Below are 19,140 nucleotides of genomic sequence, written 5' to 3'. Positions count from 1 at the left end.
CTGTACGCACGCGGGCCCCGCGTCCCCGGAGGGACACGGGGCCCGGGTGTTCAGGCGCGCAGGTCGTCGATGGCGGCGGCCAGCGCGGCGGGGACGTCGGGGACGAGGGTGTGCGCTCCGTCCCGGACGACCTGGCGGCCGCCGACGACGGTGTGCCGCACGTCGGCGTTGCTGGCCGCGAACACGGCCGTCTCGGCGCCCAGCCGGGGCAGCGGCCCCGCCGTACGGACGCTGTCCAGGGCGATCGTGACGAAGTCGGCGAGCGCGCCGGTGCGCAGCGCGCCCGCGTCCTCCCAGCCGAGCGCCCGGTGGCCGTCGGCGGACGCGGCGCGCAGCAGCGCGGCGGCGGTCCAGTGGCCCCGCGTACGGGTGCGCAGCCGCTCGTTCAGCTCCATCCCCCGCGCCTCTTCGAACAGGTCGATGACGGCGTGGCTGTCACTGCCCAGCGAGAGCGGGGAGCCCGCCTCCTGCACGGTGGTGGCCGGTCCGATGCCGTCGGCGAGGTCCCGCTCGGTGGTGGGGCACATGCACACGCCGGTGCCGCTCCCGCCGAGGAGCTGGATGTCCTCGCCGGTGAGGTGGGTGGCGTGCACGGCCGTCGTGCGCGGCCCGAGCACGCCGTGGTCGGCGAGCAGCCGGGTCGGCGTGCAGCCGTGCGCGGCCTGACAGGCGTCGTTCTCGGCGGTCTGCTCGGAGAGATGGACGTGCAGCGGGGCCTCGCGGTCCTGTGCCCACCGCGCGACCGTACCGAGCTGATCCGCGGGCACGGCGCGTACGGAGTGCACGGCGGCGCCGATACGGGCGTGCGCGCGGCCCTCCTTGAGCTGCCCGGCGCGCTCGGCCCAGCCCTGCGCGTCGCCGTCACTGAAGCGCAGCTGCTGCCGGTTGGGCGGCTCGCCGAAACCGGACGAGAGGTACGCGGTGTCCAGCAGCGTGATGCGGATGCCCGCCTCGCCGGCCGCGGCGATCAGCGCCTCGCCCATCGCGTTCGGGTCCTCGTAACGGCCGCCGCCGGGCGCGTGGTGCAGGTAGTGGAACTCGCCGACGCAGGTGATCCCGGCGAGCGCCATCTCCGCGTACACGGCGCGGGCCAGCTCGTGATAGCTGTCCGGCGTGAGCTGCGCGGCGGTCGCGTACATGACCTCGCGCCAGGTCCAGAACGTGCCGCTGCCCACCTGCACGGTGCCGCGCAGCGCGCGGTGGAAGGCGTGCGAGTGCGCGTTGGCGAGGCCCGGGAGCGTCAGCCCGCGCAGTATTTCGGCGCCCGGCGGCGGGGCCTCGACGCCGGTGCGGACGGCGGTGATCCGCCCGTCGCCGGTCTCCACGACCACCCCCGGCTCGACATGCGTGTCGAGCCAGGCGTGCTCCAGCCAGTACGTCGTCGGCGTCAGTTGCACGCCAAACCCTCCAGTACATCGGCGAGTGCGCGGACCCCCGCGACGCAGTCGTCCTCCGCCGCGTGCTCGGCGGGCGAGTGCGAGACGCCGGTGGGGTTGCGTACGAACAGCATGGCGGTCGGGACAGTGGCGGACAAAATACCCGCGTCGTGTCCCGCCCCCGTCGGCAGCACGGGTACGCCGCCGAGTGTCTTCGCGAGCCGGTCCCGCAGGTCGTGCGCGAACTCCACGACCGGCGTGAAGGACTCCCGGGTGACGTTCACGTCCACCCCGTCGGTCCGGCCCCGCTCGGCGGCGGCGCGCTCGATCCCGCCGACCACCGCGTCCAGCGTCTCCTGGTCGGCGGCGCGCGAGTCCAGCCAGCCGCGGACCAGGGACGGGATGGCGTTGACGCCGTTGGGCTCGACGCCGACCTTCCCGAAGGTGGCCAGCGCGCCGTGCCGGGCCGCGTACTCGCGCGCGGCGAGCACAGTCTGCGCATACGTGAGCATCGGGTCCCGGCGGTCTTCGAGGCGCGTCGTACCGGCGTGGTTGGCCTCGCCCCGGAAGTCGAACCGCCAGCGGCCGTGCGGCCAGATCGCGGACGCGACGCCCACCGGATCGCCGGACAGGTCCAGCGCCCGGCCCTGCTCGACGTGCAGCTCGACGAACGCGCCGATACGGGCAAGACGCTCGTCGTCGGCGCCGATCGCCTCCGGGTCGTATCCGGCCCGCTCCATGGCCTGCGGGAGGCTGATCCCGTCGGCGTCCGTCAGCTGATGGGCCTTCTCCACGCTCAGCTGACCTGCGGCGAGCCGCGACCCGACGCAGGCCAGCCCGAAGCGGGCGCCCTCCTCGTCACCGAAGTTGGTGATCGCCAGCGGCCGGGTGAACTCCGCCCCCCTCCCGCGGAGTTCGTCCAGCGCCGCGAAGGAGGACACCACGCCCAGCGGCCCGTCGAAGGCACCGCCGTCCGGTACGGAGTCCAGGTGCGACCCGGTGACGACGGCGTCCCCGGCGGCCGGGTCGCCGAGCCAGGCCCACTGGTTGCCGTTCCGGTCCACCTCGTACGTCAGCCCGCGGGCCTCCGCCTGCCCCCGGAACCAGGCCCGGCAGTCGGCGTCCGCGCCGGTCCAGGCATAGCGGCGGTAGCCCCGGCTGTCGGCGTCCTGGCCGATGGGGAGCAGGTCCCGCCACATCTCGAGGAACGAAGTACTCACTGGTCGCCGCCTTCGCGCATCGGGACGCGGACGCCGCGCTCGGCCGCGACGGAATCGGCGATGTCGTATCCGGCGTCGACGTGCCGGATGACGCCCATGCCGGGGTCGTTGGTCAGCACGCGGCGGATCTTCTCGCCCGCGAGCTTGGTGCCGTCGGCGACGGAGACCTGGCCGGCGTGGATGGAGCGGCCCATGCCGACGCCACCACCGTGGTGGAGGGAGACCCAGGACGCGCCCGAGGCGACGTTGACCATGGCGTTCAGCAGCGGCCAGTCCGCGATCGCGTCCGAGCCGTCCAGCATGGCCTCGGTCTCTCGGTAGGGGGACGCGACGGAGCCGCAGTCCAGGTGGTCGCGGCCGATGGCCAGGGGGGCCTGGAGCTCGCCGGACGCCACCATGTCGTTGAAGCGCTCACCGGCCTTGTCCCGCTCGCCGTAACCCAGCCAGCAGATCCGCGCGGGCAGGCCCTGGAAGTGGACCCGCTCGCCGGCCATCTTGATCCAGCGGTGCAGCGACTCGTTCTCCGGGAACAGATCGAGGATGGCCTTGTCGGTCTTGTGGATGTCCGACGCCTCACCGGACAGCGCGGCCCAGCGGAAGGGGCCCTTGCCCTCACAGAACAGCGGGCGAATGTAGGCGGGCACGAAGCCGGGGAAGGCAAAGGCCCGCTCGAAGCCTGCGAGCTGGGCCTCGCCACGGATGGAGTTGCCGTAGTCGAAGACCTCCGCCCCGGCGTCCATGAAGCCGACCATCGCCTCCACGTGGCGGGCCATCGACTCCCGGGCGCGGGTGGTGAACCCGGCCGGGTCCTTGGCCGCGTACGAAGCCATGTCGTCGAAGTCGACCCCCACCGGCAGGTAGGACAGCGGGTCGTGCGCCGAGGTCTGGTCAGTCACGATGTCGATCGGCGCGCCCTCGGCCAGCATCTGCGGCAGCAGCTCCGCCGCATTGCCCAGCAGACCGATGGACAGCGGGCGACGGGCGTCGCGGGCCTCGGTGGCCAGCTGCAGCGCATGCGCCAGATTGTCGGCGCGGACATCCAGGTACCGGTGCTCGATGCGCCGCTCGATCGCCCGCGGGTCGCAGTCGATGCAGATCGCCACACCGTCGTTCATCGTCACCGCCAGCGGCTGGGCACCGCCCATGCCACCGAGGCCGGCGGTGAGGGTGATCGTGCCGGCCAGGGTGCCGTTGAACTTCTTCGCGGCCACCGCGGCGAAGGTCTCGTAGGTGCCCTGCAGGATGCCCTGGGTGCCGATGTAGATCCACGAACCGGCCGTCATCTGCCCGTACATGGTCAGGCCGAGCTGCTCCAGGCGCCGGAACTCCTCCCAGTTCGCCCAGTCCCCCACCAGATTGGAGTTGGCGATCAGCACCCGCGGAGCCCACTCGTGCGTCTGCATGACACCCACCGGACGACCCGACTGCACCAGCATCGTCTCGTCCTGCTTCAGCGTGCGCAGCGTGCGCTGCATCGCATCGAACGAACGCCAGTCGCGGGCCGCCTTGCCGGTACCGCCGTAAACGACCAGCTTGTCCGGGTGCTCGGCCACCTCCGGGTCCAGATTGTTCTGGAGCATCCGCAGGGCGGCCTCCTGCTGCCAGCCCTGGGCGCTCAGTTCCGTACCACGCGATGCTCGCACGGGTCGCGGTCCTGACATGCGCTGCCTCCTGCCTCGGCGGTGCCCAGCACCCCACGGCACTGGATCGATATATTCACATCTTGTATTGAGTGAATATGGCTAGTCAATGGCGCCATGGCGGAGCCGCCCGTCAGGTGATGGAGTGAAGTCATGACCTTCACTGGCTTCACCGAACGGACCGAACGCCGGGAGCGCGCCGTCGCCGCGGCGGTGGCGCAGGGGCTGGTCGGCCCCGACACCCCGATCATCGGGCTGCTGGACGTGGCAGGCATCCGGGCGGGCGCCGAGGCGCTGCGGGCCGCGTTCGCCGCGGTCACCGACGCGCCGGTGCTGCACGCCTTCGCGGTCAAGGCGGCCCCGCTGGTCCCCGTCCTGCGGCTGCTGCACGAGGCGGGCATCGGGGCCGAGGTCGCGAGCCCCGGCGAGCTGGCGCTGGCCAGAGCGGCCGGGGTGCACGCCGCGCACACGGTCCTGGACTCGCCCGCCAAGACCCCTGCCGAGCTGCGGGAGGCGCTCGCGCTGGGCATCGCGGTCAACGCCGACAACCCGCAGGAGCTGGCCCGCATCGACGCGCTGGTCTCCTCGGCGCCCACCCGGTCACCCCTCGGTCTGCGGGTGAACGCGCAGGTCGGCGGGGGCAGCATCGAGGCGCTGTCCACGGCGACCGCGACGTCGAAGTTCGGCGTCGCGCTGCGTGACGAAGGCGCCCGCCAGTGGGTGATCGACGCCTACCGCGCGCGCCCCTGGCTGACCCGGCTGCACACCCACTCCGGCTCGCAGGGCGTGCCGCTGGAGCTGATGGCGCAGGGCATACGGGCGGTGTACGAGCTGGCCGAGGAGATCAACGAGGCGGTGGGCCGGCAGCAGATCGACACGATCGACATCGGCGGCGGCCTGCCGGTCAACTTCGCCTCCGATGCCGACGACCCCACCTACGAGGCGTACGCGCGGTCCCTCAAGGAGCAGGTGCCGGGGCTGCTGGACGGGCGGTACGGCCTGGTCACCGAGTTCGGCCGGTCGCTGCTGGCCAAGCACGGCACGGTGCTGGCGCGGGTGGAGTACGCCAAGAACTCCGGCGGCCGGCCGATCGCGGTCACCCACGCGGGCGTGCAGGTGGCCACGCGTACCGTCTACGCGCCCGCCGCCTGGCCGCTGCGGATCGCCGCGTTCGACGCCAAGGGCCTGCCGAAGAGCGGCGGGGAGCTCGCGCAGGACGTGGCGGGCCCGGCCTGCTTCGCGGGCGATCTGCTCGCCGAGAACCGCACGCTGCCGCCGCTGGCGCAGGGCGACTACGTGGCCGTGCTGGACACCGGCGCGTACTACTTCGCCCACCACTACGCCTACAACAGCCTGGCCCGGCCGGCCGTGCACGGCTTCGCCGAGGGCGCGGACGGCTCGGTCGGCTTCGCCACGGTCCGCCGGGCCCAGACGCTGGAGGAGATCGTCGCGGAGGCCGGCGGCGGCGCGGAGCGGGACGGCCTCGCCCAGCTCTGAACCTGCTCAGCTCTGCACTCGCCCAGCTCTGAACTTGCTCAACTTCCGCTTCGGGACGGCGAGGGCGGGCACTACCTCCCCCACATCAACTCTCGGGGGAGGTATCTGATGACGGACACCACCGATCCGGGCCCCACCGCACCGCCCGAGGAGACCGGCCTCAAGCGCGCCATCGGCCCCAAACTGCTGATCCTCTTCGTGATCGGCGACATCCTCGGCACCGGGATCTACGCCACCACCGGCAAGGTCGCGGGCAAGGTCGGCGGCGCGCTCTGGCTGCCGTTCGTGATCGGCTTCGTCGTGGCGATCCTGACCGCGGCCTCGTACGTGGAGCTGGTCGGCAAGTACCCCAGGGCGGCCGGCGCCGCGCTGTACACCCAGAAGGCGTTCAAGGTCCCCTTCCTGACCTTCATCGTCGCCTTCATGGTGATGTGCTCGGGGCTGTCCTCGGCGAGCGCGGCGGCCCGCGCGTTCGGCGGCGACTACCTCGCCGAGTTCACCGACGCGGTCCCGCCGACCCTCGTCGCGATCCTCTTCGTCCTAGCGCTCGCGGCGCTCAACCTGCGCGGCGTCTCGGAGTCGGTGAAGGCGAACGTCGTACTGACGCTGGTCGAGGTGACCGGGCTGCTGGTGATCCTGGCGATCGGGGCGTACGCGATCCTCACCGGGGACGGCGAGCCGGGGCGGCTGACCGAGTTCGAGGCGTCGGGCAGCGGTGGATACGCCCTGCTCACCGGCGTACTGGGCGCCACCGCGCTGGGCTTCTTCGCGTTCGTCGGCTTCGAGGACTCGGTGAACATGGCCGAGGAGACCCGGGATCCGGTGCGCACGTTCCCGCGCGCGATCTTCATCGGTGTGGGCGTCACGGGCACCGTCTACGTCCTGGTCGCGCTCGTCTCGTCGCTGCTGGTGGACCACCGCACGCTGGAGAAGTCCAGCGGGCCGCTGCTGGAGGTGGTCAAGGCCGGCGGCCTGGACTTCCCGCCGAAGCTCTTCGCACTGATCGCGCTGTTCGCCGTCACCAACTCGGCATTGATCAACATCATGATGGCCTCACGGCTCTGCTACGGCATGGCCAACGAGCGCATCCTGCCCAGGGCGATGGGCCGGGTGCTCGCGAAGCGGCGCACCCCCGTCACCGGCATCGTCTTCGTCTCGCTGCTGGCCATCGGCCTGGTCTGCACGGGCGAGATCGAAGGACTCGGCGACACCACGGCGTTCCTGCTGCTGTGCGTCTTCGCGGTGGTCAACATCGCGGTACTGGTGCTGCGCAAGGACCGCGTGGCGCACGCCCACTTCCGTACGCCGACGGTCCTGCCGGTACTCGGCGCGATCACGGCCGTGATCCTCGCCAGCCCGCTGGCGGACCGCCCGGCCGAGGTCTACATCCGGGCCGGCATCCTGCTGGCCATCGGCGTGGCGCTGTGGGGACTCAACAAACTGGTGATGAAGGCGCGCGGCGAGGAGCCCGCGGAGACCGGGAAGGGCTGAGGCCGGGGGCGGGTCCGCGGGGCGCGCCCCTCACTCCGCCTCACTCCGCGAACAGGCCGCGGGCCGCCGCCCGCGCGTCGAATGCCTCCAGGCTGGCCTGGGCGTCGGGCAGCGCGTCGCACATGGCCTCCAGCAGGACGCGGCCGAGGAGCATGGGGGCGCAGACCGTGTCGAAGGCCAGCCCCGTGCCGACCGCCGCGGGCAGCATGAGGTCGGTGTGGCGGGCGACCGGGGCGAAGGCGCTGTCGGCGACGGTGACGACGGTCAGCCCGGCGGAGCGGGCGTACGCCAGCGCCTCGATCACCTCGCGGGGGTGGCGCGGCAGCGCGAAGCAGAGCAGGACGCTCGCGCCCGCGCGCACCGCCCCGTCGATCCGGTCGGCGAGCATCGAGCCGCCCTCGTCCAGCAGCCGCACGTCCGGGTGGACCTTGCTCGCGAAGTACGCGAAGCCCGCGGCCTGGCCCATCGCGGCGCGCAGGCCGAGCACCGGCAGCACCGGGGAGGCCGCGAAGAGGCGGGCCGCCTCCTCTATCGGCGCGGGGTCGGCGAGCGCCGCCGACAGCTCCTGGAGGTTGCCGATCTCCTCCTGTACGGCCTGCTGGTACTCGTTGAGGGAGTCGGGGGCCGCCGCGGCGCGCTCCGGGGCCACGTCCCGCAGGTGGCGGCGGAGCGCCGGGTAGCCGTCGAAGCCGAGGGCGACCGCGAAGCGGGTCACCGAGGGCTGGCTGACGCCGGCCAGCTCGGCCAGCTCGACGCTGGAGAGAAAGGGCGCGTCGGCGGCCCGGCGCACCATGCAGTGCGCGATCCGGCGCTGGGTCGGCGTGAGCCGGTGCCCTTCGAAGAGCTTCTGCAGCCGCGCCGCCGCACCGGCGGTCGCCTCGGTGGCGCCTTCGCCCCCGTTGTCCCCGCTCATCGTGTCCTCTCGGTCCGGTCCCGGGCGTGTGCTGCCCGACTCTACGTAATCCCCGGCGTGACCTGCCCGGGCCCCGAGAGCCTGGGTCAGAGCCCTGGCCGTAACCAGGGATTTACTCTCAGCCTATTGCATTTTCATTCACTCGCACTTGATGCTGCATGGGTCCATTCAGCGAGAGAGGGACGGCCCATGGCAGGCGTGGTGGAACAACGCTCGATCGACGTCGTACCGGACTCCGAACGGCACGGCACCGCCTTCAGCCAGTTCACGCTCTGGCTGGGCGCCAACCTCCAGATCACCGCGGTGGTCACCGGTGCGCTCGCCGTCGTGTTCGGCGCGAACGCCTTCTGGTCGCTGATCGGACTGCTGCTCGGCAACCTGCTGGGCGGCGCGGTGATGGCCCTGCACTCGGCGCAGGGGCCGCGGCTCGGCCTGCCGCAGATGATCTCCTCGCGGGCCCAGTTCGGGGTGCGCGGCGCGGTCGTGCCGCTGGCCCTGGTCATCATCATGTACATCGGCTTCTTCGCCAGCGGCACCGTGCTCGCCGGGCAGGCGGTCGGCCATCTGACCCACCTCGGCGACACCACCGGCATCATCGCCTTCGGCGCGATCACCGCCTTCGCCGCGGCCGTCGGCTACCGCCTGATCCACGCGCTCGGCCGGATCGCCGGCCTCGTCTGCGCGGTGGCCTTCGTCTACCTCGGCGTGCGCCTGCTGGAGCGCACCGACCTGGCAGCCCTGCTGCACGACCGCGCCTTCGACTTCCCGGTCTTCCTGCTGGCCGTCTCGCTCTCCGCGTCCTGGCAGCTGGCCTTCGGCCCGTACGTCGCGGACTACTCCCGCTACCTGCCCCGCGACACCTCCGCGCGCGCGACCTTCTGGTGGACGCTCTCCGGCTCGGTGCTCGGCTCGCAGTGGTCGATGACCTTCGGCGCGCTGGCCGCGGCCGCGGCGCCCGCGGCCTTCGTCGGCCACGAGGTCTCGTACATCGTCGGGCTGGGCGGCACGGGCCTGATGGCCGCGGCGCTCTACTTCGTCATCGCCCTCGGCAAGCTGACGATCAACGTCCTGAACACGTACGGCAGCTTCATGTCGATGGTGACGAGCATCAGCGGCTTCCGCGGCCAGCGCACGCTCTCGCCGCGCGGCCGCAGCCTCTACTTCGCCGGGATCATGGTCGTCGGCACGGCGGTGTCCCTCCTCGGCAAGGACTCGTTCCTGACCGCCTTCAAGGACTTCCTGCTCTTCCTGCTGACGTTCTTCACGCCCTGGTCCGCGATCAACCTCGTCGACTACTACCTGATCTCCAAGGAACGCTACGACCTCGACGCCCTGCACGACCCCACCGGCCGCTACGGCGCCTGGAACGCCAAGGCCCTCGCCGTCTACGCCATCGGCGTCCTGACCCAGCTCCCCTTCCTGGTAACCCACTTCTACACAGGCCCCCTGGTAGCCCCCCTGGGCGGCGCGGACATCTCCTGGCTGATCGGCCTGGCGGTCCCGGCAACCCTGTACTGGTTCATCAGCCGGGACCGGGAAGGGGCGCGGGGAACTGCGCGAGCAACCACAACGGCGCCGCACCAGCCCACCGGCAGCAAGTAAAACGGCGCGGGGACCGCCGCACCCCGGCGCGCAAGCGCCAGGGGCGGGACGACGGCGGTCCCCGCGAAGGACGCGGACCGGGTCAGGGCCGGTCGGACGCGTCCTGGCGACTGGAGGTCCGGGAGCCGCTCCGGAGGTTCCTTGTCGCCGCACGGACCAATCTGCCCGACCCGTGTTAAGTCCGTGCTGCCTCCGCGTGACACATACGTACACCTTGCGTCGACGGGGAGTTGACCGACCCGGTCCTACTGCGCGCCCCGCGCGCCGGCGGCGAGGAACGCCAGCAGGTCCTGCCGGCTGACGACCCCGGTCGGCTTGCCCTCGACGAGCACGATCGCGGCGTCGGCGTTCTCCAGTACGGCCATCAGGTCGGCGACCGGCTCGCCCGCGCCGACCTGCGGCAGCGGCGCCGACATGTGCTTCTCCAGCGGATCGCCGAGCGAGGCGGTCTGGGTGAACAGCGCGTCCAGCAGCTCGCGTTCCACCACCGAGCCGATGACCTCGGCGGCCATCACGTCCGGGTGCCCGGCGCCCGGCTTCACGATCGGCATCTGGGAGACGCCGTACTCGCGCAGCACCTCGATGGCCTCGCCGACGGTCTCCTCGGGGTGCATGTGCACCAGTTCGGGGATGCCGCCGTGCTTGTTGTGCATGACGTCGGCGACCCGGTCGGTGTCCCCGGTCTCCAGGAAGCCGTAGTCGTTCATCCAGTCGTCGTTGAAGATCTTCGACAGGTACCCACGCCCGCTGTCCGGCAGCAGGACGACCACCACGTCGTCCTCGCCGAGCCCCTCGGCGGCCTTCAGCGCGCCCACCACGGCCATCCCGCAGGAGCCGCCGACCAGCAGGCCCTCCTCCTTGGCGAGCCGCCGGGTCATCTGGAAGGCGTCCTTGTCGGAGACCGCGATGATCTCGTCGGCGACGGTGCTGTCGTAGGCGGTGGGCCAGAAGTCCTCGCCGACGCCCTCGATCAGATACGGGCGCCCGGAGCCGCCGCTGTAGACCGAGCCCTCCGGGTCGGCGCCGATGACCTTGACCTTGCCGTCACTGACGTCCTTCAAGTACCGCCCGGTCCCGCTGATGGTGCCGCCGGTGCCCACGCCCGCCACGAAATGCGTGATTCGGCCGTCGGTCTGCTCCCACAGTTCGGGCCCCGTGGACTCGTAGTGCGACCGCGGGTTGTCCGGGTTGCTGTACTGGTCCGGCTTCCAGGCGCCGGGCGTCTCGCGTACCAGCCGGTCGGAGACGTTGTAGTACGAATGCGGGTGGTCGGGGTCGACGGCCGTGGGGCAGACCACGACCTCGGCGCCGTAGGCCCGGAGCACATTGATCTTGTCCGTCGACACCTTGTCGGGGCAGACGAAGATGCACTTGTAGCCCTTCTGCTGGGCCACGATCGCCAGGCCGACGCCGGTGTTCCCCGAGGTCGGCTCCACGATCGTGCCGCCCGGTTTCAGCGCGCCCGACCGCTCGGCGGCCTCGATCATGCGCACCGCGATCCGGTCCTTCACGGACCCGCCCGGGTTGAAGTACTCGACCTTGGCCAGGACGGTGGCCCGGATTCCCTCGGTCACACTTTTGAGCCGCACGAGCGGGGTGTTGCCGACCAGCTCAATCATGGATTCATAAACCTGCACGGTGGTCTCCGCGGTAGGGGGCGCGCTGTCCTGCGCCCGTCCGGCCAGCCTATTGCGCTCACCCCCACAGGGCAGGCGCGTTGCGGCGAAGGCCCTGCGGGGCAAGACGTTCTTGACACGAGTTTCGCGAGTCCGCGGAGCGCGCGCCGGGATTCACTCCCTTCGCACGCCCCGTGTACGCACTGCGGGGAGGTGCCCGGCCGATGCCGATGACCATGTCCAGGGCGAGGGTGGCACGCCGGATCGCCACGGCCGCGGCGGTCGGCGGCGGCGGAGCCGGGCTGCTCGGCGTCGCCGCGGTGGGCCTCCTGCTGACCGAGGTGCGGCTCGCCCGCCGTACGGTCGGCGGCTCCACCGAGCTGCCGCCGCCCGCCGACGGCCGGTACGGCGCCACGTTCTGGTACCGCACCGACCGGACCCCGCTGCGGCTCGGCTTCCTCGGCGACTCCACGGCCGCCGGGCAGGGCGTCACGCGGGCCCGCCAGACGCCCGGGGCACTGCTGGCCTCCGGTCTCGCCGCGATCGCCGAACGCCCGGTCGACCTGCGCAACGTCGCGCTGCCCGGCGCCCAGTCCGACGACCTGGAGCGCCAGGTGACGCTGCTGCTGGCGGACGGCCCGGCGCCGGACGTCTGCGTCATCATGATCGGCGCGAACGACGTCACGCACCGGATGCCGTTCGCCACCTCCGTCCGCATGCTGTCGGAGGCGGTGGCCCGGCTGCGCGAAGCGGGCTGCGAGGTGGTGGTGGGCACCTGCCCCGACCTCGGCACGATCGAGCCGGTGTACCAGCCGCTGCGCTGGGTGGCCCGGCGGCTGAGCCGGCAGCTCGCGGCGGCGCAGACCATCGGGGTCGTGGAGAACGGCGGGCGGACGGTGTCGCTGGGCGACCTGCTCGGCCCGGAGTTCGAGGCGAACCCACGGGAGCTGTTCAGTTCGGACAACTACCACCCCTCCGCCGAGGGGTACGCGACCGCGGCGATGGCCGTACTGCCCACGCTGTGCGCGGCGCTCGGCCTCTGGCCGGAAGAGGAGGAGCGCCCGGAGCCGGCGCGGCGCGAGGGCTTCCTGCCGGTCGAGGAGGCGGCGGCCCAGGCGGCGTCCGAGGGCGGCACCGAGGTCGCGGGCAGCCGGGCGCCGTGGGCGCTGCTCAAGCACCGCAGGCGGCAGCGGATCGCGGTACAGGCCGAAGAGCCGGCGACGGAGACCGAGGAGGAGCGGGCGCCCTGAGACCTGTCTCTGCTCATCGGCCGGGTGCCGCCCCCTTGCGCGGCACCCGTCCGATGGGTGAGCATCCGCTCAGTACAGAGGTAAGCAGCCGCTTAGAAAAGAGGCCCGCATCACAGCGCAGGGACCGTGACCTTCGCTGTACGTGCAGGTAGCTTCCCTCAAAGTCCTCGTTCTTCTCTCGTCTGGAGCCGCGTGATGCCCGAAGCCGTGATCGTCTCTGCCGCCCGCTCCCCGATCGGCCGCGCCTTCAAGGGCTCGCTGAAGGACCTGCGCCCGGACGACCTGACCGCCGAGATCATCAAGGCCGCGCTGGCCAAGGTCCCCGAGCTGGACCCGACGGACATCGACGACCTGATGCTCGGCTGCGGCCTGCCCGGCGGCGAGCAGGGCAACAACCTGGGCCGCATCGTGGCCGTGCAGATGGGGATGGACCACCTCCCCGGCTGCACGATCACCCGGTACTGCTCCTCGTCGCTGCAGACCTCGCGGATGGCGCTGCACGCCATCAAGGCGGGCGAGGGCGACGTCTTCATCTCGGCCGGCGTGGAGACCGTCTCCCGCTTCGCCAAGGGCAACTCCGACAGCCTGCCCGACACCCGCAACCCGCTCTTCGCGGAGGCCGAGGCCCGCACCGAGGCGGTCGCGCAGACCGAGGGCTCGACCTGGCACGACCCGCGCGAGGACGGCCTGGTCCCCGACCCGTACATCGCCATGGGCCAGACCGCGGAGAACCTCGCGCGCCTCAAGGGCGTCACCCGCCAGGACATGGACGAGTTCGGCGTGCGGTCGCAGAACCTCGCCGAGCAGGCCATCAAGAACGGCTTCTGGGAGCGGGAGATCACCCCGGTCACCCTGCCCGACGGCACGGTCGTCTCGAAGGACGACGGCCCGCGCGCGGGCGTCACCCTGGAGGGCGTGCAGGGCCTCAAGCCCGTCTTCCGCCCTGACGGCCTGGTCACCGCGGGCAACTGCTGCCCGCTCAACGACGGCGCGGCCGCGCTCGTGATCATGTCCGACACCAAGGCGCGCGAGCTGGGCCTGACCCCGCTGGCCCGGATCGTCTCCACCGGCGTCTCCGGCCTCTCCCCCGAGATCATGGGCCTGGGCCCGGTCGAGGCGTCGAAGCAGGCGCTGCGGCGCGCGGGCCTGTCGATCGGCGACATCGACCTGGTCGAGATCAACGAGGCGTTCGCCGCGCAGGTCATCCCGTCCTACCGGGACCTGGGCATCGACCTCGACAAGCTGAACGTCAACGGCGGCGCGATCGCGGTCGGCCACCCCTTCGGCATGACCGGCGCCCGCATCACCGGCACGCTGATCAACTCCCTGCAGTGGCACGACAAGCAGTTCGGCCTGGAGACCATGTGCGTCGGCGGCGGCCAGGGCATGGCGATGGTCATCGAGCGGCTGAGCTGAGCCGCAGCGGAGGGTAGGGGTCGCCCGAGGCACGAGGGCGGCACCTGCCCGCAGCGGAGGCGAAGCTCAGCGCGACCACAGGCACGAGCGGCTGAGCTGAACTGAGTCAAGACCACGCTGACCTGAGCTTTTTCGGGACCCTGCGTATCAACTGCGTTACGTACAGCGAGAACCGGTGACTCGCGTCACCGCGTGACAAGATCGTTGTACCGACTCCCCCAGGATTGTGACCAACACCCTGGGGGAGTCGCATTTCCCCAGGTCGCGCGGGGGTCACCCGAACGTATGAGGCCCAATGCCCCCTGCAATCCAGGACATAGTGCACTGCAAACGGTCGCCGACCTCCGGCAGGCTGATGTAGGAAGTTCTCCGGGGGACATTCTGCTACCGGGAGTACGTCAGTGACCGCCATCGCTTATGCACTGCTGCCGGCCGCGGCCATCGCCGTGGCGCTGGGAGCAGCCTCCCTGCACACCGCTCGCACCCTGCGCCGCGAGGTCGCCGGGCTGCGGGCCGAACTCAGCACCGCCCGTGAGGACGGTGCCGCGGCCCTCGCCGCCATTCCCGCCGCCCGCCCGGCACCCGCCGCCGAGACCCCGCTGGACGACATACGTGCCGCGGTGGCCGACGCGCTGGCCGAGGAGCGGGAGCGGGAGCTCGCCGAGGCGCGTGCCTTCTGGGCCGCGCAGGAGGCCAGAGACGCCGACTCGCCCTCGTCGCTGCTGCCGGGCCACCCCGCGCCGGGTGACGACACCGCGCCCGGCGACGGCTTCGACCGCTTCTACCTGCCGCGGCAGGCCGACTTCGCGGGCCTGGACCCGGACGTGCTGGGCTCCGAGCCGCTGTTCGGCATGGACGAGGTGGACCTCGAGCCGGTGGACGCCCCGACCGACGGGGCCATCGAGGACACCGAGTCCGCCGAGCTGGCCGCCGCCCGCCGGCGCCACCCCTCGCACCCCGACTTCTCGCCCTCCCCCGCCATCGGCGACCACGAGCGCACCGTGGCGCGCCTGGAGGAGCTGGCCGAGGACCGTACGCCGCTGGCCGACGTCCGGCCGGGCCCGCTGGGCACCCTCGACGTCTATGTCTTCGCCGACGGCACGACCGTCTGTATGACGCCGGGCCACCGCGAGACGGCCGAGCGGGTCGCCGAGGCGCTCCGCGAGGGCCACACCACCGTGCTGCTCGGCGGCTCGGGCGTCGCCGGCGCGTACGCGCTGACCTTCGCCTGGGGCGAGGGCCGCGACGACAGCGTCTACGTCCTCGCCGACCGGGTCATCGCCTCTCTCTGAGACGCGAGCCGACGCCGAGGCGAGAGCCCTCCTCCGAGGCGCGAGTCCTCGGGGCTTCCTTTCGGACCGGGCCCAGTACCCGCCCGGTCCAGGACCGCTCAGCAGCGCGCGGCGGTCCGCCGTACTTCTTCCACGGCCTGTGCCACATCCTCGGCACGGGCCGTTTCCGCGTCCCGCAGGGCGTACACCAAGTCATGACCGGCCACCGCCACTTGGTCGCCGACCGCGAACATCCCGGCGTCCGGCAGCTCGCGCGGCTCCGTTCCGGGCTCCTCCAGGCGCTGCGCGCGCAGCGCGAACTCCCTGGCGAGAGCCAGTCCTTCGGCCGCCGCGCCCCGCGTAAGGGCGCTCTGCGGCAGCGCCCTGAGCCGGTCGGCGAGGGTGTCAACAGCGGTCTGCAAAGGCATCACGTCAAGCACGCCGTGAGCCTATGCGCCACTCCCGGGTGGTTGCCAACGCCCGAACGCTCAGGCACGGTGTGCTGAAGGACCAGCATCGAACGCGTCCGGAGGCGCCGATGTCCCAAGTCTTCTCCGAAGAGACCCACCGGAACCTGCTCTCCCGTATCCCCCACTGCACCGGCCGCGAAGTCTCCGACTGGCTTCGCACCGTCGAGGAAGGCCCCGCTCTCTTCCGCTTCGAGGAGAAGGTCAGCTGGCTCCGTGGCGAGCACAACCTCGCCTATGGCCATGCCAAGGCGATCGTGCACGAGTACGACCTGCGGCGCGCGGCCCGGAAGTTCTAGCGGACGGTTACCGCGCGGGGCCCGGTCCCGTGACCGGACCGCGCCGGAAACCCGAAGGGCCCGCGGGAGGCGAACCTCCCGCGGGCCCTTCGCCGGGTCCGGCACCGCACGGCACCGGCCCCGGGCGTACTAATCGTCGCCGTTCAGGATGGCGACCAGCCGCAGCATCTCCAGGTAGATCCACACCAGGGTCATGGTGAGGCCGAAGGCCGCGAGCCAGGACTCCTCGCGCGGCGCGCCGTAGGCGATGCCGTCCTCGACCTGCTTGAAGTCCAGGGCGAGGAAGAGGGCGCCGAGCAGCACGCCGACGACGCCGAAGACGATGCCCAGGCCGCCGCTGCGGAAGCCGAGGCCGTCACCGCCGCCGAACGCCATGAACAGCAGGTTGACCACCTGCAGCAGCAGGAAGCCCATGGCGGCGATGATCACGAAGCGGGTGAAGCGTGCGTTCACCCGGACGATGCGGGTCTTGTAGGCGACGAGCATCACGACGAAGACCGCCATGGTGCCCAGCACCGCCTGCATGGGTGCGCCGGGGGCCACCCACTGGTTGATCGCGTTGCTGATCGCGCCGAGGAAGAGGCCCTCGAAGGCGGCGTACGCCAGGATCAGCGGCGGCGACGGCTTGCGCTTGAACGCCTGGACCAGGCCGAGCACCATCGCGACGAGCGCGGCGCCGATGGCCAGCCCCATGGAGAGGTCCATGATCCACGCCACGGCGGCGCCGGCGACGACGGTGCCGAGCGTGAGGCCCGTACGGACGACGACGTCGTCCATGGTCATCGGGCGGGTCTGCGGGACGTACGGCGGGGCCTGGGTGACGTCCTGCTGGCCCTGGGCGTACGGGTTACCACCCGCGTACGGGTTCGCGTCCGCGTAGGGGGCCTGTCCGGCGTACGGGTTCGTCCCCGCGTAAGGGTTGGCGGCGGCCCCGGCCTGCGGCGGCGCATTGAAGCCGGCGTAGCCGTTTCGGCTGAACCCCCGTCGCGAGAAGACCGGGTTGCTGCTCCTCATCTCACTCCTCCATGGCCGCCCTGCGCGGCCTTGGCCTCAAGGGTAATGGCTTGGCAAAGCCACGTCCCTACTCCTCAGGCAGGATCTTCACGTAAATCCCTCATCGCTGTGGTGCAGAGAACAGTGGTGTGGTGCAGAACAGTCCCACCGTAGGGGGCGGACGCGCCGGAAGGCAGGCCGGACGGGGGCGCCGGCCTGCCTTCCGGGGCGCGTCCCGCCCGGCCGGGGGTGCCGTCGGCGGAACACGGCAGGCGCTGGGGGACGCCTGCGGGAGGAGGGTCAGGAGATCTCGCGCAGGACGAGCTGCCGGGCCTCGCCGAGCAGGTCGGCGCAGCGGTGCCAGTCCGGCACGGGGGTGGTGAACACCAGGCTCTCGGCGCCCGCCCGGACGAAGTCCGTGAGCTGCTCGGCGACCTGCTCGGGGTCGCCGGTGACGGCCAGGGTGCGGGCGGTGCCGTGGTCCATGCCGTAGGACGCGGCGAGCGTGGTGGCGTAGCGGTCGCGCAGGCCGTCCGTGGCGCCGCGCGGGGCGAGCGCGCCGTGGATCATGGTGGCCAGCCGGGGCGCGGGGCGCTTCTCCTCGGCGGCCAGCTCCCGGAGCCGGTCACCCGTGGCGCGGAACGCGTCCGGGGTCCGCAGGGCGCCGAGCCAGCCGGTGCCGTACCGCACCGTGCGGCGCAGCGCCGCGGTGGCGAAGCCGCCGATCCACACCGGCGGGACGGGCACCGCGGGGGCCAGGACGCATTCCGGGGTGCCGGGGACGTCGGGGAGCGGGGTCGGGCTGCCGCCCAGGAGCTTCGGGAGGAGGCGGAGGAACGCGTCCGTACGGTGGCCCCGGTCGGCGTCGGTGGTACCCGCCGCGTGCCACTCCGCTCCCCCGCCGCCCACACCGATCCCCAGGTCGAGGCGGCCGTCGCCGGCGAGGTACTGCAGCGTGCCGATCTGGCGGCCCGCCCAGGAGACGCTGCGCAGCGAGGGCAGGTAGACGGACCAGCCGATCCCGAGGGTCCGCGTGGCGGCGGCCGCCGTGGCGAGGACGAGGCCGGAGTCGAGCGCGGGCGCCTCGCCGAGCGTGAGGTGGTCGCCCGCCCAGACGCCGTCCAGCCCGGCCTCCTCGGCCCGGCGGGCGGCCTGCGCCACGTCGGGGAGGACATCGCCGGGCGCGCCGATCGAGGGGAGGGTGATGCCTATCCGGGGGATGTTCACGGGGCCTCCAAGCGGCGGCCGGCCGCGCCCCGCTGACGGCGTTGCCGGGGCAGCGGGGCACGGGCCGGGTGCTGTCGGGTTCGGGACGGGTGGGTTTCCGCTCGCGGGTTCGCGGGTTACGCCTGGTAGGGCGTCTCGGCGCGGGCGGTGCGCAGCGCGCGGCCCCACCACGAGAGCTGGTCCAGGAGCTTCTTGGCGGCCCCGTCGGCGCCCTCGGGCGCGGCACCGTCCTCGAAGGCGCCCCAGGGGTTGTGGAAGCTGATCATCTCGCGGATGGTCATGGCGTGGACCTCGGCGAACACCTGGCGCAGGTGCTCGGCAGCGCGCAGGCCGCCGCCCATGCCGCCGTACGAGACGAGGCCGACCGGCTTGGCGGCCCACTCGCTCAGGTGCCAGTCGATGGCGTTCTTCAGCGAGGCGGGGAAGGAGTGGTTGTACTCCGGGGTGATCACGACGAAGGCGTCGGCCGCCTCGATGCGCGGGGTGATGCCGTCCTTGATCTGCTGGGTGGCGGCGTCCAGCTCCTGGCCGAAGCCGGGGATGGCCAGCGGCAGCGGGTGGTCGATCACGTCGATGACGTCGACCTCGACGTCGGGGTGCTGGGTGGCCTGGCGGACGAACCAGTCGCCGACCTTGGCGCCCAGGCGGTTCTCGCGCACGCTCCCGATCACGACGGCGAGCTTGAGGGGTGCAGTACTCATGGGTTCTCCACGTTTCAGAATGTGTGCGGTCAGAGTGGGTGCGAAAGGCAGGCGCGTGGCCGGTGTGCACGGGGCGGGGCCCGGTGCTGCCGCTGTCTGCCGGCCACGCTACTGGCGGGATGTCCCGCCCGGGCGGCTCGCGCCGTCGCCCTCAGCGGCTT

16 protein-coding genes are annotated in these 19,140 nt (G+C 72.1%); 7 read left to right on the top strand and 9 right to left on the bottom strand.

Going from position 1 to position 19,140, the window contains the following annotated elements:
- Positions 1 to 50: 50 nt before the first annotated feature.
- From IF04_RS0131995 to hutU, 3 genes are read right to left on the bottom strand one after another with little or no spacing between them, the layout of a single operon-like run.
- A complete protein-coding gene (locus IF04_RS0131995) occupies positions 51 to 1,391 on the bottom strand; it encodes a formimidoylglutamate deiminase (RefSeq protein WP_425428481.1) in 1,341 nt (446 codons plus the stop codon).
- Positions 1,388 to 2,575, bottom strand: a complete 1,188-nt coding sequence (locus IF04_RS0131990; RefSeq protein WP_030265903.1) for an allantoate amidohydrolase — start codon at positions 2,573 to 2,575, stop codon at positions 1,388 to 1,390. Before IF04_RS0131990 ends, IF04_RS0131995 begins: the two co-directional genes overlap by 4 nt.
- A gap of 17 nt (positions 2,576 to 2,592) precedes the next feature.
- Positions 2,593 to 4,257: a urocanate hydratase gene (gene hutU / locus IF04_RS0131985; protein WP_030265901.1), complete on the bottom strand. Its 1,665-nt coding sequence runs from the start codon at positions 4,255 to 4,257 to the stop codon at positions 2,593 to 2,595.
- Positions 4,258 to 4,389: 132 nt separating this feature from the next.
- Here hutU and IF04_RS0131980 point away from each other — a divergent pair, with 132 nt between their 5' ends.
- Positions 4,390 to 5,733 carry a type III PLP-dependent enzyme domain-containing protein gene (locus IF04_RS0131980; protein ID WP_030265898.1) on the top strand — a complete coding sequence of 448 codons (1,344 nt, stop codon included), beginning with the start codon at positions 4,390 to 4,392 and terminating at the stop codon, positions 5,731 to 5,733.
- A gap of 108 nt (positions 5,734 to 5,841) precedes the next feature.
- Positions 5,842 to 7,224, top strand: a complete 1,383-nt coding sequence (locus tag IF04_RS0131975) for an APC family permease (RefSeq protein WP_030265895.1) — start codon at positions 5,842 to 5,844, stop codon at positions 7,222 to 7,224.
- A gap of 40 nt (positions 7,225 to 7,264) precedes the next feature.
- Here the strand turns inward: IF04_RS0131975 and IF04_RS0131970 are convergent, their stop codons facing one another.
- A complete protein-coding gene (locus IF04_RS0131970) occupies positions 7,265 to 8,137 on the bottom strand; it encodes a MurR/RpiR family transcriptional regulator (RefSeq protein WP_051831758.1) in 873 nt (290 codons plus the stop codon).
- A gap of 189 nt (positions 8,138 to 8,326) precedes the next feature.
- Between IF04_RS0131970 and IF04_RS0131965 the strand changes: the two genes are divergently transcribed.
- Entirely contained in the window at positions 8,327 to 9,739 is a 1,413-nt protein-coding gene (locus IF04_RS0131965; RefSeq protein WP_051831757.1) for a purine-cytosine permease family protein, read from the top strand.
- Between the two features lie 245 nt (positions 9,740 to 9,984).
- Here IF04_RS0131965 and IF04_RS0131960 read toward each other — a convergent pair whose 3' ends face one another.
- On the bottom strand, positions 9,985 to 11,376 hold the full coding sequence (locus tag IF04_RS0131960; RefSeq protein ID WP_030265886.1) for a cystathionine beta-synthase: 1,392 nt from the start codon (positions 11,374 to 11,376) through the stop codon (positions 9,985 to 9,987).
- A 209-nt stretch (positions 11,377 to 11,585) separates the two neighbouring features.
- Here IF04_RS0131960 and IF04_RS0131955 point away from each other — a divergent pair, with 209 nt between their 5' ends.
- From IF04_RS0131955 to IF04_RS0131945, 3 genes are all read left to right on the top strand, one after another.
- A complete protein-coding gene (locus IF04_RS0131955; protein ID WP_030265883.1) occupies positions 11,586 to 12,605 on the top strand; it encodes an SGNH/GDSL hydrolase family protein in 1,020 nt (339 codons plus the stop codon).
- A 195-nt stretch (positions 12,606 to 12,800) separates the two neighbouring features.
- Positions 12,801 to 14,021 (top strand): acetyl-CoA C-acetyltransferase, encoded by a 1,221-nt coding sequence (locus IF04_RS0131950; protein WP_030265881.1) that lies wholly within the window; start codon positions 12,801 to 12,803, stop codon positions 14,019 to 14,021.
- A gap of 401 nt (positions 14,022 to 14,422) precedes the next feature.
- Positions 14,423 to 15,313, top strand: coding sequence for a hypothetical protein (locus IF04_RS0131945; RefSeq protein WP_030265878.1), 891 nt, complete (start codon positions 14,423 to 14,425; stop codon positions 15,311 to 15,313).
- Positions 15,314 to 15,411: 98 nt separating this feature from the next.
- Here the strand turns inward: IF04_RS0131945 and IF04_RS0131940 are convergent, their stop codons facing one another.
- On the bottom strand, positions 15,412 to 15,732 hold the full coding sequence (locus IF04_RS0131940) for a hypothetical protein (RefSeq protein ID WP_030265875.1): 321 nt from the start codon (positions 15,730 to 15,732) through the stop codon (positions 15,412 to 15,414).
- Between the two features lie 98 nt (positions 15,733 to 15,830).
- Here IF04_RS0131940 and IF04_RS0131935 point away from each other — a divergent pair, with 98 nt between their 5' ends.
- Complete coding sequence (locus IF04_RS0131935; RefSeq protein WP_030265873.1) at positions 15,831 to 16,058, top strand: DUF4287 domain-containing protein; 228 nt, start codon at positions 15,831 to 15,833, stop codon at positions 16,056 to 16,058.
- A 129-nt stretch (positions 16,059 to 16,187) separates the two neighbouring features.
- Here IF04_RS0131935 and IF04_RS0131930 read toward each other — a convergent pair whose 3' ends face one another.
- From IF04_RS0131930 to IF04_RS0131920, 3 genes are all read right to left on the bottom strand, one after another.
- On the bottom strand, positions 16,188 to 17,072 hold the full coding sequence (locus IF04_RS0131930) for a Bax inhibitor-1/YccA family protein (protein ID WP_030265870.1): 885 nt from the start codon (positions 17,070 to 17,072) through the stop codon (positions 16,188 to 16,190).
- A gap of 279 nt (positions 17,073 to 17,351) precedes the next feature.
- Positions 17,352 to 18,278 (bottom strand): LLM class flavin-dependent oxidoreductase, encoded by a 927-nt coding sequence (locus tag IF04_RS0131925; RefSeq protein WP_030265867.1) that lies wholly within the window; start codon positions 18,276 to 18,278, stop codon positions 17,352 to 17,354.
- A 116-nt stretch (positions 18,279 to 18,394) separates the two neighbouring features.
- Positions 18,395 to 18,979 (bottom strand): NADPH-dependent FMN reductase, encoded by a 585-nt coding sequence (locus IF04_RS0131920; protein ID WP_030265863.1) that lies wholly within the window; start codon positions 18,977 to 18,979, stop codon positions 18,395 to 18,397.
- Positions 18,980 to 19,140: the final 161 nt, after the last annotated feature.

The organism is Streptomyces violens (assembly GCF_000717745.1).
Lineage (GTDB): Bacteria > Actinomycetota > Actinomycetes > Streptomycetales > Streptomycetaceae > Streptomyces > Streptomyces violens.
This window is presented reverse-complemented; position numbering and strand designations above follow the sequence as displayed.